Annotated in this window: 15 protein-coding genes; 8 read left to right on the plus strand and 7 right to left on the minus strand. The window is 74.4% G+C overall.

The annotated features are described in order from the left end of the window. Positions 1-108: 108 nt before the first annotated feature. Together ACPPVO_RS26935 and ACPPVO_RS26940 are read right to left on the minus strand one after the other, a co-directional pair. Complete coding sequence (locus tag ACPPVO_RS26935) at positions 109-429, minus strand: AzlD domain-containing protein (protein ID WP_426513931.1); 321 nt, start codon at positions 427-429, stop codon at positions 109-111. Continuing rightward, the gene (locus tag ACPPVO_RS26940) at positions 426-1,145 is read right to left on the minus strand and encodes an AzlC family ABC transporter permease (RefSeq protein ID WP_426513932.1); all 720 of its coding nucleotides are present in this window, start codon (positions 1,143-1,145) and stop codon (positions 426-428) included. The genes ACPPVO_RS26935 and ACPPVO_RS26940 overlap by 4 nt, the downstream gene beginning before the upstream one ends. A gap of 62 nt (positions 1,146-1,207) precedes the next feature. Here ACPPVO_RS26940 and ACPPVO_RS26945 point away from each other — a divergent pair, with 62 nt between their 5' ends. Then, on the plus strand, positions 1,208-1,753 hold the full coding sequence (locus tag ACPPVO_RS26945; RefSeq protein WP_426513933.1) for a CGNR zinc finger domain-containing protein: 546 nt from the start codon (positions 1,208-1,210) through the stop codon (positions 1,751-1,753). A 30-nt stretch (positions 1,754-1,783) separates the two neighbouring features. Here the strand turns inward: ACPPVO_RS26945 and ACPPVO_RS26950 are convergent, their stop codons facing one another. Next, positions 1,784-1,969 carry a hypothetical protein gene (locus ACPPVO_RS26950; protein WP_426513934.1) on the minus strand — a complete coding sequence of 62 codons (186 nt, stop codon included), beginning with the start codon at positions 1,967-1,969 and terminating at the stop codon, positions 1,784-1,786. A gap of 78 nt (positions 1,970-2,047) precedes the next feature. On the opposite strand from ACPPVO_RS26950, the gene def reads away from it, so the two are divergent. Further along, a complete protein-coding gene (def, locus tag ACPPVO_RS26955) occupies positions 2,048-2,548 on the plus strand; it encodes a peptide deformylase (protein ID WP_426513935.1) in 501 nt (166 codons plus the stop codon). Between the two features lie 83 nt (positions 2,549-2,631). Here the strand turns inward: def and ACPPVO_RS26960 are convergent, their stop codons facing one another. Genes ACPPVO_RS26960 through ACPPVO_RS26970 form a run of 3 tightly spaced genes read right to left on the minus strand, consistent with a single transcriptional unit; the run spans position 2,632 to position 4,943 of the window. After that, a complete protein-coding gene (locus tag ACPPVO_RS26960) occupies positions 2,632-4,191 on the minus strand; it encodes a PP2C family protein-serine/threonine phosphatase (RefSeq protein ID WP_426513936.1) in 1,560 nt (519 codons plus the stop codon). Between the two features lie 33 nt (positions 4,192-4,224). Continuing rightward, positions 4,225-4,596 (minus strand): VOC family protein, encoded by a 372-nt coding sequence (locus tag ACPPVO_RS26965; RefSeq protein ID WP_426513937.1) that lies wholly within the window; start codon positions 4,594-4,596, stop codon positions 4,225-4,227. Further along, on the minus strand, positions 4,593-4,943 hold the full coding sequence (locus ACPPVO_RS26970) for an ArsR/SmtB family transcription factor (RefSeq protein WP_426513938.1): 351 nt from the start codon (positions 4,941-4,943) through the stop codon (positions 4,593-4,595). The genes ACPPVO_RS26965 and ACPPVO_RS26970 overlap by 4 nt, the downstream gene beginning before the upstream one ends. A gap of 45 nt (positions 4,944-4,988) precedes the next feature. Between ACPPVO_RS26970 and ACPPVO_RS26975 the strand changes: the two genes are divergently transcribed. After that, on the plus strand, positions 4,989-6,050 hold the full coding sequence (locus tag ACPPVO_RS26975; protein WP_426513939.1) for a hypothetical protein: 1,062 nt from the start codon (positions 4,989-4,991) through the stop codon (positions 6,048-6,050). 23 nt (positions 6,051-6,073) lie between these two features. After that, complete coding sequence (locus ACPPVO_RS26980) at positions 6,074-7,135, plus strand: MBL fold metallo-hydrolase (protein WP_426513940.1); 1,062 nt, start codon at positions 6,074-6,076, stop codon at positions 7,133-7,135. Between the two features lie 318 nt (positions 7,136-7,453). Here ACPPVO_RS26980 and ACPPVO_RS26985 read toward each other — a convergent pair whose 3' ends face one another. Beyond that, positions 7,454-7,912 carry a universal stress protein gene (locus tag ACPPVO_RS26985; RefSeq protein ID WP_426513941.1) on the minus strand — a complete coding sequence of 153 codons (459 nt, stop codon included), beginning with the start codon at positions 7,910-7,912 and terminating at the stop codon, positions 7,454-7,456. Between the two features lie 47 nt (positions 7,913-7,959). Here ACPPVO_RS26985 and ACPPVO_RS26990 point away from each other — a divergent pair, with 47 nt between their 5' ends. The 4 genes from ACPPVO_RS26990 (at position 7,960) to ACPPVO_RS27005 (ending at position 11,727) form a co-directional block, all read left to right on the plus strand. Next, positions 7,960-8,415, plus strand: coding sequence for a MarR family winged helix-turn-helix transcriptional regulator (locus tag ACPPVO_RS26990; RefSeq protein ID WP_426513942.1), 456 nt, complete (start codon positions 7,960-7,962; stop codon positions 8,413-8,415). Beyond that, on the plus strand, positions 8,412-10,094 hold the full coding sequence (locus ACPPVO_RS26995; protein ID WP_426513943.1) for an MFS transporter: 1,683 nt from the start codon (positions 8,412-8,414) through the stop codon (positions 10,092-10,094). Before ACPPVO_RS26990 ends, ACPPVO_RS26995 begins: the two co-directional genes overlap by 4 nt. A 136-nt stretch (positions 10,095-10,230) precedes the next feature. Beyond that, positions 10,231-10,986 carry an ATP-binding protein gene (locus tag ACPPVO_RS27000; RefSeq protein ID WP_426513944.1) on the plus strand — a complete coding sequence of 252 codons (756 nt, stop codon included), beginning with the start codon at positions 10,231-10,233 and terminating at the stop codon, positions 10,984-10,986. 72 nt (positions 10,987-11,058) lie between these two features. After that, positions 11,059-11,727, plus strand: a complete 669-nt coding sequence (locus ACPPVO_RS27005; RefSeq protein WP_426513945.1) for a hypothetical protein — start codon at positions 11,059-11,061, stop codon at positions 11,725-11,727. Positions 11,728-11,857: the final 130 nt, after the last annotated feature.

Here is an 11,857-nt window from a genome sequence, read left to right on the forward strand (position 1 = left end):
CGCCTGGGGCCGCGGGGAGCCGGCCACATTGGCGTAGGCGAGAACCATGATCCATTCAGGGGTCGGCCCGTTCATGCCCGCCATGATAGGCGGCCCAGCGCACAGCGCTCAGCCGATTGCGTCGAGCAGCAGGCGCAGCCCGGCGGTGCCCGCGACCGCCGCCACGATGCACGTCAGGTGGGAACGGCCCAGCGCGCGCAGTCCGATGGCGATGCCCAGCCCGGGCAGCAGCGTCCAGTCGAAGTCCCGCCAGCCCGGGCCCAGCACGTCGACGGTGAGCAGGGCGGCGAGCAGTACCACGGGCAGCGCGTCGGCCACGGCCTGCAGCCGGGGCGGGAAGGTCCGGCCGCCCAGGAGCGCCGGCCCGATCGCCTTGTACAGCACGTTGAGCAGCGCGAGCGCGACCGTGGCGACGATCAGCGTGGTCACGGCCGGGCCTCCCGCACGCGGGCCGGCGTGCGCAGGGCGAGCACGGCGGCCGCCCCGGCCAGGGCCAGCGCCCCCCCGGACGGCATGAACCGGCACGTGGCGGCGATCGCGGCCGCGAGCGCTCCGGCCGGGGCCAGGCGGGGGGCGGTGCGCAGGGCATCGAGGAGCAGCAGGGCGAAGAAGCCGGGGAAGATGACGTCGAGACCGGTGGCCGCGAGCGCGGAGCCGCCCGGTACGACCAGGGCGCCCAGGGCGGTGCCGAGGACCCAGGCCGGCCACTGCACCAGGGTCGCGCCGAACATGAGCCGCCGGTCGAAGCCGCCGCCGGGTCGCTGCGCGGCGACCCAGGAGCCGTCGACGACGGCCTGGCCCTGCAGTGCGCGGCGCAGCGGGCCGCCGGGCAGGAACCGGGCGGTGGCCGCGGCCATCGGCACGAACCGCAGGTTCATCAGCGCCGCGCTCGCGAGCGCCGGGCCGATGCCGCCGCCGACGAGCGCCGGGCCGATGCCGCCGCCGACGAGCGCCGGGCCGATGCCGCCGCCCCCGGCGAGCGCGGTGACGAGCGCGAACTGGGCCGAGCCGGAGAACACGACCGCGGACATGGCGATGGCCAGCCAGGCCGGCCAGCCGTGCGTCACCGCGAACGCGCCGAAGCCCACCGCGAGCAGGAACGCGCCCGCGGCGAGCCCGACGCCCACCCGAATGCCGTTACCCATGCCTTCGTCTTCTCCGGCGCTCACATGGCCTAAACACCTTTAGAGCATGTAGATTACTGAGGGTGTACCAATGGTGCTTCATCGGCGGCCACCTGGCGCTCGACCTGTGCAACACGCTGTCTTGGCGGCTGGACCCGGCGCGGAGCGTCGACCGGCTCGGCTCCGCGACGCTGCTCGCCGACTGGTTCGAGGCCGCGACCGGCGCGCGGGCGCGGGCCGACGACGCGGCGCTGGAGCGCGTGCGCGGCCTGCGCGGGGCGGCGATCGGCCTGATCGACGCACACCTCGCGGGCGAGCCCGCGACCGGCGACGACGTGCGGACCGTGCACGAGGCCTGGCGGGCCGCCCTCGCCGAGGCGCGGGTGTCCGACCGCCTGCCCCTGACGGAGACCGTCCCGGCCGATCGGCCGGTGCCGTACCTGGCCCTGGCCGTGGCCGAGCTGCTGCGCCGGCCGGACCTCTCGACGCTGCGCCGCTGCGACGGCGAAGGCTGCGGATGGCTCTTCCTGGACACCACGCGCAACCGCAGCCGGCGCTGGTGCGACCCGGACGACTGCGGCAACCGGGCGCGGGTGCGCGCCTACAGCCGCCGCCGGCGGGCGACCTGACGTGCTATCCGGTCCGGCCGGCGGCCACGGTCACAGCGGCAGTCCGAGGTTGTCGCGCAGCGTCGGGCCCAGATAGCCGTCCTTGACGATGCCGCGCTTGCGCAGGTGGTGCAGCAGGCCGTTCACGACGTAGTCGTGCTGGACGCGGTCGTGCAGACCGCCGACCGAGAGCACGTCGAGCACGCCCGCGCACCAGTTCGACGCGCTGAGCGCCACCCTCGACCAGGTGGTCGCCTGGTCCGACGCCCTGGCAGTACTGCGGAAGTGACGGCGGCGGGCGGGTACTGTTGATCAATGCCCACCGCGCGCCCGATCGTCAACTACGGCGACCCCGTCCTGCACCGCCGCTGCGCCGATGTCACCGAGTTCGACGACGCGCTCGGCGAGCTCATCGACGACATGTTCGCCTCGATGTACGAGGCGCGCGGCGTCGGGCTCGCGGCCAACCAGATCGGCGTCGACCGGCAGGTGTTCGTCTACGACTGCCCCGACGCCGACGACGCCCGGCAGGTCGGGCACGTGGTCAACCCGGTGCTGGAGCCGCTGGCCGAGCCCGCCGACGGCGACGAGGGCTGCCTGTCCGTGCCCGGGCCACGCGGGTCGCTGCCCCGCGCGGCGGTCGCGACCGTCACCGGGCAGGACCGGCACGGCAACCCGATCACGGTCACCGGCACCGGGTACTTCGCGCGGTGCCTGCAGCACGAGACCGACCACCTCAACGGGGTGCTGTACGTGGACCGGCTGCCGGCCGAGCGGCGGGAGGAGCTGCTGCGCGAGGCCGGCCTGCGGGTCTGAGGATCGTCGGCGCGGCGGCGGTACAACAAATTCTTAACGCGCCTCTGGCAGGCTCACGAGGTCGTTGGTGCCGCGGGGGCGCATCAGCGGCCCGTCCGCAGCACGGTGACGACGATGTCGTCGGCGTTGCCGGTCCTGGACGTCGCCAGCAGGTGGTCGCACAGCTGGTCGGCGGTTAGGTCCTGCCGGTCGGTGAGCAGTTCGGCGAGGCCGTCCAGGCCGTCGTCGAGGGGCTCGCCGGGCAGCTCGATCAGGCCGTCGGTGTAGAGGGCCACGTGACTGCCGGGCGCCAGGGTGACGGTGTGATCGCTGCGCGTCGCCGGCAGGCCGGTGCCGAGCAGGAGTTCCGGCGGGTGGCGCAGCAGGCGGGCGTGGCCGTCGGGGGCGAGCAGGATCGGAGGCGGGTGGCCGGCGTTGGACCAGCGCAGCGTGTAGGGGGCTGGGGTGCCCGGCTCGGCGCTGACCTGGGCGAGGATCACCGTCGCGAAGGTGTCCAGGCCGAGGCCGGACATGGCCTCGTCGGTCGCGGTCAGAATGCGTGACGGCGGGCCGAGCAGGGTGTACGCGATGCCCCGCAGGATGCTGCGGACCTGGGCCATGGTCGCCGCCGCGTACCGGTCGTGGCCGGTGATGTCGCCCACGACGACGGTCAGGGTGCCGTCGGGCAGCAGGAACGAGTCGTACCAGTCGCCGCCGACGCGGGCGTGCTCCAGCGCGGGCAGGTAGCGCGCGGCGACCTGGTAGTGCTCCGTGCCGATCGGCGGGGTCAGCAGGCTGCGCTGCAGCGTCGCGGACATCTCCCGCTCGATCGCGGCGACCCGGCGCTCGGTCTCGCGCAGCCGCGCCCGGTCCAGCGCCTGGGTGATCGTGGCCCCGACGAGCCGCACGAAGATCAGGTACGCGTCGTCGGCGACCAGGCGCGGGCTCAGGGTCGTGCGCAGCATCAGGTCGCCCGAGGTGTACCTGCGGGCGCTCAGCCGTACCGTCGCCACCTTTCCCGCCGCCGTCTCGCGGACCACCACGTCGCCCGGGTCGTCGGCCGCGGCGATCTCGACGTCGGGCAGGTCGTGCGGGTCGGCGTGCAGCACCGGCATGGCCCGCTGCAGGACCTCGCCGCGGTGGTGGACGGCGGCGAGCCGGTCCTGCAGCGTGTTGAGCAGCTGCAGGCGGCGGTGGAGCAGGACCTGCGTCGTGGTCTCGAACGCGATGTCGACGACGCCCTCGACCCGGCCGTCGTCGCCGACCACCGGGGAGTACGAGAACGTGAAGTAGCACTCCTCGAGGAAGCCGTGCCGGAGCATTTCCAGGCGGAAGTCCTCGACCCAGGTGGCGTCGCCGCCGGCGCGGACCTGCTCCAGCATCGGCCCGATGTCGCCCCAGATTTCGGCGAACACGACCTCGGCCGGCGTGCCGAGCGCGTCCGGGTGCTTCTCGGCGATCATCGGCGCATAGGCTTCGTTGTACACCATCACGAACTGCGGCCCCCAGAAGAGCGTCACCGGGAACCGCGTGCGCAGCGCCAGCTCGACGGCCCCGCGCAGGGCCGGGCTCCAGGACGCCACCGGCCCCAGGGGGGTGGCGGCCCAGTCGACCTTCGCGTACGCCTCGCGCAGCGACCCGGCCGCCTCGAACAGCTGATGCACAGCTCGACGGTACCGCCCGGCGGCGCCTGTCGGTCAGCCGATCGGCGGCGCCCAGCCCGGGCGCTGGACCAGGCAGAACGGGTGCCCGGCGGGATCGGCGAACACAAAATCGCCCGGCAGTTGTACCGCCCCGAGCGTCACGACCGCGCCGGCGGCCGCGGCGAGGTCGTCGACCATCACGTCGAGGTGCATCTGCTGCGGTACCGCGGGATCGGGCCAGGTCGGCCGCGGCTGCCCCGGCGCGCGCTGGAAGGCCAGCCCCGACGTGGTGGTGTCGGCCGACACGACCACGAAGTCGCCGTCGTCGTAGGTGACCGGCTCGCCGAGCACCGCGCTCCAGAAGCGCGCGCTCGCCGCCGGGTCGGGGCAGTCGACGATCAGGTGGTGCCGGCGCCCCACGGTCACGCGGAATCCACCGAGAGCAGCGTCGCCAGCTGTTGCAGCACGCCGGGCCGGGCGCGGTAGTAGACCCACGTGCCGCGCCGGTCGGCGTCGACCAGCCCGGCCTCGCGCAGGGTGCGCAGGTGGTGCGAGATGGTCGGGCCCGACAGCTCGAACGCCGGGGTCAGGTCGCAGACGCAGATCTCGCCCTCGGGCGCGCTGGCGATCATCGACATGAGCTGGAGCCGCACCGGGTCGCCGAGGGCCTTGAACGCGGGCGCGAGGACCGCCGCGGTCTCGGCGGGCATGCGCTCCCGCGCGATCGGGGTGCAGCACGCGTCTCCGGTGAGCACGACCAGCTGATTTGACATGTGTCTAGCTTGACAGATCTCGAAATACCGTGCAACGGTTGAACGATGGCCACCTGCGCCGACGACGCGCTGCCGCGTGCGCTCGCCGGGGTCTCCGGCGAGCGTCTCGCCGCCACCGTCGCCGCACACGACCCGCGCCACGTCCTCGAGGATGCCGGCGCGGCGGTGACGGCCGAGCCGTTCACGGTGCCGTTCGTCCCCGAGGTGTACGCCGAGCCGAGCGTCCGCTGGTCCGGCGGCCCCCTCGCGGCCGGGCGCGAGGTCGCGGTACACCTGGCGTCGGCCGACCGCCCGCTCGTCCGGCGGGGCGAGCTCGTCGTCGCGGGCGGCGGCGATCCGGCCGGGCGCTGGCTCGTCGTGCCGGCCGGGATGACCCTGTTCGCCGCGTACGGCCACGCCCACGGCGCGCTCGGGCTGCTCGTCCCGCGCGGGGTGGATGCGGACGGCTGGCGGTACACCATCCGGACCGGACCCAACCCGGGACCGCTGCCGATCCTCACGCTCGACACCGGCATCCACGCCGAGGTCGCCCGCGCGGCCGCGGCCGGCGACGCCTGGCTGGCCGGCAGCACGCCCATCCGCCGGCTCGACCGGCCCGGCGTCAACCGGCACGGCCGCTGGCGCTCGGGGACCGCCCCCGAGCTGCTGCTCACCGCCCAGGCCGACGACGCCGGCGGGGTGGCGGTCGTCCTGGAGGCGGCCCGGGTCCTCGCCGCGGCGCTGCCGGGGGCCGCGGGGCTGTCGGTGGCGCTGCTCGGCGCGCAGGGCTCGGCCCACCACGCGCGGCAGCTGCACAAGGCCGGCGCGACCCCGCTCGTCATCCACGTCGCCGGGGCCGGGGACCGCGCCGACGCCGTTCCGGTCGAGGCCCGCGGTCCGGCGCACGCGCTGCTCGCCGCGCTCGACCAGGCCGGGCGGCACACCGGGCTGACGCTCGCGCCCGGGCCGGTGCCGTCAGCGCACCGCCGGTACGCCGCGGTGGGTCTCGCCGCCGTCGGCATCGGCGCCGCGGCGGCCGACACGGCGGTCGCGCGCCTGGTGGTCGCGACCGGCCTGTTGTGCGGGCATGTGACCGGTTGGACAGCCGCCGGCCCGGCCGAACCGTGACCGTTGTGGCTAGCATGACGCCTATGAGCGCTGCGGCCGACGAACGCGGCGTGATCGTCACCGGGACCGACCAGCACCAGGCCTGGCAGCGTCGGGTCCTGCCGCCGGTCGAGCGGGTCCGGCCCGACGTGTGGTCGATTCCCGTGCCGATTCCGGACAACCCGCTGCGGTACACGCTGAGCTACCTCTTCCTCGACGACGCCGGCGCGCTGCTGGTCGACCCGGGCTGGGACACGGCCGAGGGGCGCGCCGCGCTCACGTCCGGGGCGCGGGCCGCCGGCGCCGACCTCGCCGACATCACCGGGATCGTGGTCACGCACATCCACCCCGACCACCATGGGCTCAGCGGCTGGCTGCGCGAGCGCACCGGCGCCTGGATCGGCATGCACCCGGCCGAGGCCCGCACGCTGCCCGCCCGCTCGTGGCGGGGCCGCGACCCCGGGACCGACCGCGCCTGGCTGCTGCGCCACGGCGCGCCCGAGGCCGAGGCGGAGGCGCTGGCCATCTCCCCGGAGCGGCTCGGGGAGCTCCTGCACATGGCCGAGCCCGACCGCGCGATCGAGGACGGCGACCGGCTGCCCCTCGCGCGGCACGAGCTGCGGGCGGTCTGGACGCCGGGGCACACCCCCGGGCACCTCTGCCTGCACGAGTCCGGCGCGGGCGTGCTGCTCACCGGCGACCATCTGCTGCCGCGGATCAGCCCCAACATCACGGTCCACGCCGCGAGCGCGGGCAACCCGCTCGGCGACTACCTGGCCTCGCTCGGGCTGACCGGCAAGTTCGGGGCGGAGGAGGCACTGCCGGCGCACGAGTACCGCTTCCGGGGCCTCGACACGCGCGCCGCCGACCTCGTGCGCCACCACGACGAGCGGGGCGGGGAGATCCTGCGCGCGATCGACGCCCTCGGCGCGCCGTCCGCGTGGGCGGTCGCGGCGGCGATCACGTGGTCGCGCGGGTGGGACGCGCTGGTGGGGATGCTGCGGAGGATGGCCCTGGGTGAGACGCTCGCGCACCTGGAGCACCTGGCCGCGATCGGGGCGGTGCAGGCGTCGGAGGACGCGCTGGTGCGCTGGCGCCGGGCCTGATCACGGCACCACGGTCACCGGCGGACCGCCGCAAGCGGTGGTCGCGCGCCTGATCGCGGCACCACGGTCACCGGCCGGCCGCCGCAAGCGGTGGTCGCGCGCCTGATCGCGGCACCACGGTCACCGGCCGGCCGCCGCAAGCGGTGGTCGCGCGCCTGATCGCGGCACCACGGTCACCGGCCGGCCGCCGCAAGCGGTGGTCGCGCGCCTGATCACGGCACCACGGTCACCGGCCGGCCGCCGCAAGCGGTGGTCGCGCGCCTGATCACGGCACCACGGTCACCGGCCGGCCGCCGCAAGCGGTGGTCGCGCGCCTGATCACGGCACCACGGTCACCGGCCAGCGGCCGCAGCGCACGAGTTTGACGGCGACCGAGCCGGCGATGCGGTGCAGCGCGTTCGCCGAGCGCCCGACGATTACCGCGTCCGCGTTGAGCTGCCGGGCGGCGTCGACCAGCTCGGTGTACGGCTCGCCGGTGCGCACGACCAGGTGCGCGTCGACGCTCAGCAGCGGGATGTAGTGCTCGACGGCGTCGCGCAGCTGCCGCTCCACGGCGTCGTGCGCGTCGACCACGTTCGTCGCCGCCCCGCCGCCGGTGTCGGCCAGGGAGAGCACGGTCGCGGGCAGCGTGCGCACGTACACCGCGACGAGGCGGCAGCGCTGGCGGCGGGCCAGCCCGACGGCGTACGCGGCGGCCCGCAGCGAGGACGTCGAGCCGTCGACGCCGACGAGGATCGTGCCGGGCCCGTCCCCCGGGGTGCTTGAGGGTTCGATCACACCCAGAAGCATAACGCCTGAATATAAGCACGTGATATAAAAGTTGTGTGTCCAAGATCCTCGACGGGGTGGCCCTCGCCAACAGCCTGGAGCGGGTCGTCTCGCTCCTGCGGCGGCTGGCCCCCGCGGACCAGGTCTCGCTGTCGAAGGCGGCGGTGCTGCGGACGCTCGACGTGCACGGCCCGTGCCGCATCTCGGAGCTCGCCGCGCGCGAAGGCATCACGCAGCCGGCCATGACGCAGCTCGTGTCCCGCCTCGAGCAGGACGGCTACGCCGAGCGGCGCTCCTGGGCCGACGACGCCCGGGTGGTGATGGTGCACCTCACCGAGGACGGCGCCGAGGTGCTGCGCCGGCGCCGCGACACCCGGGCCCGGCTGCTGGCCGGGCTCGCCGACCGCCTCGACCCGGCGGACCGCGCCGCGCTCGCCGCCGCCCTGCCCGCCCTGGACCGGCTCGTCACCACCTACCAGACCCTTCCCGGGAGTACCTCCTCATGCATGTGAGCCAGCACAGTCCGGCGGCGGCCAGCCCGTTCCGCCAGCCGAAGGCGGTGTGGGCCGTCGCGTTCGCCTGCGTCGTGTCGTTCATGGGCATCGGCCTGGTCGACCCGATCCTGCCGGCGCTCTCGGCCCAGCTGCACGCCTCGCCCAGCCAGGTGTCGCTGCTGTTCACCAGCTACCTGCTCGTGACCGCGGTCGCCATGCTCATCACGAACATGGTGTCGAGCCGGATCGGGCCGAAGTACACCCTCATCGCCGGCCTGGCGATCATCGTCGTCTTCGCGGCGCTCGCCGGCACCTCCGACACGATCGGCGGCATCGTCGGCTTCCGGGCCGGCTGGGGCCTGGGCAATGCGCTGTTCATCGCCACCTCGCTCGCCGTCATCGTGGCGTCCGCGACCGGCGGCTTCAGCGGGGCGATCATCCTGTACGAGACGGCGCTCGGCATCGGCATCGCGGTCGGCCCGCTGCTCGGCGGCACCCTGGGCGGCATCAGCTGGCGCGGCCCGTTCTACGGCGTCAGCGTGCTGATGTTCATCGCGCTGCTGGCGACGATCTTCCTGGTGCCGAAGACGACCACGCCCGCCGTGCGGACCTCGATCGCCGCCCCGCTCACCGCGCTGCGCCACCGCGGGCTGCTGATCATGAGCCTGACCGCGGTGCTGTACAACTGGGGCTTCTTCACCATGCTCGGGTACGCGCCGTACCCGATGCACCTGAACGAGCACAAGCTCGGCCTGGTCTTCACCGGCTGGGGCCTGCTCGTCGCCCTCTTCAGCGTCGCGGTCGCCCCGCGGCTGCAGCGGCGCTTCGGCACGGCCCGGACGCTGTACGTCAACCTGTTCCTGCTCGGCGTCGTGATGACCGTCATCGCCGCGTTCACCGACTCGCCGGCCACGGTCATCGTCGCGGTCATCGTGTGCGGCGCCTTCATCGGCATCAACAACACCCTGACCACCCAGGCCGTCATGACCGTCGCCCCGGTGCCGCGGCCGGTCGCCTCGGCCTCCTACGGCTTCGTGCGCTTCATCGGCGGCGGCCTCGCCCCGTTCGCGGCCGGCAAGCTCGCCGACCACTACAACATCCACGTGCCGTTCTACCTCGGCGCCGCGACCTTCCTCCTGGCGATCGCGGTGCTGGCCACCGGCCACCGCATCCTCACCGACGCCGAGAACGCCGCCGCCGCGGAGGAGGCCGAGCCGATCGGCGAGATCGTCGCCGTCGGGCGCACCGGACCGGCCAACGGCAACCGGCCGGTGGTCGTCGCCGTCGACTCGGGCCCGAACGCGGCCGCCGTCACCGCGGCCGCGGCCGAACGGGCCGCCGAGCTGCACGCGCCGCTGGAGCTGCTGCACGTCCACGAGATCGCGGTCGTCGGCGAGGAGGCCGTCGACCGGGAGACCTACGAGCAGGCCCGCGCCCGCGTCCAGGCCGCCCTCGACGGGCTCGCCGCCCGCGGCGTCGCCGCGTCCGGCCACGTCCTGCGCAGCGTCGCCGACCACGGCCACGCCGGCAGCCTCATCGCCCGGCACGCCAAGGCGGTCGGCGCCCAGCTGGTCGCGATCGGCGGCCCGACCCACGGCGGCGTCGCCCATCTGCTCGACGGCAGCGCCGGTCAGCGCATCGTCGCCGAGGCCGGGTGCGAGGTGCTCGTCGTGCCGCCGGAGCCGTCCCTGCGCTGACCGGCCCGGCCCGTGCCGCCGGCCCGGTAACCCCTCAGGGGTCGCCGGACCGGCGGTTTCCGGCTGTCTGCACCACGGATGGTGGTTCGTTCCGCGGACGGGTTCAGGTTCAACGGGTTCGTTTTATGGTTAGCCCATGATGACCATTGAGACCCGTCATGATCTCGAGCGGGAAATCACCTGGGTCACCGTCGCCGGTTCGCTGACCACGGAGCACAAGCACCGGCTGCGGACCACCATCGGCAAGTCGCTCGTCGCCTGCCCCCGGGCCGTCATCGTCGACCTCACCGACTTCGACGACGCCACCGGCGCCGCCGCGCCGCTGTGCCACGCGGCCCAGGCCAGGGCCCTGCGCGACTACGGCGTCTTCCTGCTGTGGGTGCGCCCGGCCCGCGGCCGGCTGCGGGCGCGGCTCGCGAACCCGTTCTGGCACCGCGTGCTGCGGCTCTTCGACGACGTGCCGGCGGCCGAGGCGGCCGTCGAGCTCGGCCCGACGCCGCCGGACCGGTTCACCGTCACGCTGGAGCCGGACGGCTTCGCGCCGAGCCAGGCCCGGCTGCAGGTCCACGACGCCTGCATGGCCTGGAGCCTGCCGGAGGCCGCCACGGTCGCGCGCCGGATCGTCTTCGAGCTCGTGCACAACGCCGCCACCCACGCCGCCACGCCGCTGACCCTGACCGTCAGCCGCCGCGGCAGCTACCTGCATCTGGCCGTGCGCGACGGGGATCCCCGGCCTCCGACGGTACTGCCCAATGCCCGCCGCCGCGTCGACCTCCCGGGCGACGGGCTGCACATCATCGACCGCAACGCCACCGTCTGGGGCTGTCTGTGCACCGCAAGGGGGAAATGCGTCTGGGCTGCCATCTGGCTGCCACGGCATCAGTCACGATGACCGATATGTTCGGTAGCCCGGGCTGATGGGTATCAGGGTGGTCGATCCGGCAACACCGCGAGGAGACCCCCCATGCAACCCGAGCTGGAAACGGTCGGCCGGCACGCGCGCCCGTTGCTCGGCGTCCTCGGCTGGTGGGCCGTGACGAGCTTCGGCCTGCTGAGCGTCCTCGTGGCGGCGCTCGCGGCGCTCTGGCCCACGTCCGTGCGCGCGGCCGGCGCGGCCACGCTCGGCGCGTGGCTGCTGTTCACCGCGTGCGGCCGGCTCGGCGGCGGCCAGGTGCTGCGCGCCCGGTACGGCGGCCCGCTCGCCCCGCAGGCCGGCCCCGCCCTGCTCGCTCTCGCCGGCGTGATCCTGCTCCGCATGCCCGGCGCCGACCCGTCCGTCGGCGTCGCCGTGACCGCCCTGGCCTTCGGCGTCGCCGCGGCCGTCGACGCCGCGGCGGCGCAGCCCTTCCCGAGCCTGGGCCGCCTGTGCCTGCGCGTGCGCGCGGCGAGCGGCCTGATCGCCACGATCGCGGTGGCCGCGGCCCCGGTGGCCGGCCCGATCATCGCCGCCGCGATCGCCGGCGTCGGCGAGCTGATCATCTCCGTGCGGCTGCTGCCGGAGGTGGAGCGGCTCGCCCAGATGGTCGAGCGCACCGAGGCGTCGCCGGCGGACGCCGGACTCGCCCATGAGCTGGCATTCAGCCAGGTAGATGGGCGTGATTTTCTTCATATTGACGCACCGGAATACGACTGACGGTTAAGACTCCGTCCGGTTCGAACAGGGTGCCGTGCACGCACGCTCACATTGGGTAGCGACCGTGAGTAGCGCCCGCCGGTCATGGCAGCACCCCGACCCGTTGACCGCGTTCCCAGGTAACTCCTAG

The sequence above is a fragment of the Dactylosporangium sp. McL0621 genome (genome assembly GCF_049995355.1).
Classification (GTDB): Bacteria; Actinomycetota; Actinomycetes; order Mycobacteriales; family Micromonosporaceae; genus Dactylosporangium.

What these genes read in the sequence shown, in the direction of transcription:
- ACPPVO_RS26940 (WP_426513932.1), bottom strand. Translation starts at nt 1,145, where the DNA reads ATGGGTAACGGCATTCGGGTGGGCGTCGGGCTCGCCGCGGGCGCGTTC.
- def (WP_426513935.1), top strand. Translation starts at nt 2,048, where the DNA reads ATGCCCACCGCGCGCCCGATCGTCAACTACGGCGACCCCGTCCTGCAC.
- ACPPVO_RS26970 (WP_426513938.1), bottom strand. Translation starts at nt 4,943, where the DNA reads ATGTCAAATCAGCTGGTCGTGCTCACCGGAGACGCGTGCTGCACCCCG.
- ACPPVO_RS26975 (WP_426513939.1), top strand. Translation starts at nt 4,989, where the DNA reads ATGGCCACCTGCGCCGACGACGCGCTGCCGCGTGCGCTCGCCGGGGTC.
- ACPPVO_RS26980 (WP_426513940.1), top strand. Translation starts at nt 6,074, where the DNA reads ATGAGCGCTGCGGCCGACGAACGCGGCGTGATCGTCACCGGGACCGAC.
- ACPPVO_RS27000 (WP_426513944.1), top strand. Translation starts at nt 10,231, where the DNA reads ATGATGACCATTGAGACCCGTCATGATCTCGAGCGGGAAATCACCTGG.
- ACPPVO_RS27005 (WP_426513945.1), top strand. Translation starts at nt 11,059, where the DNA reads ATGCAACCCGAGCTGGAAACGGTCGGCCGGCACGCGCGCCCGTTGCTC.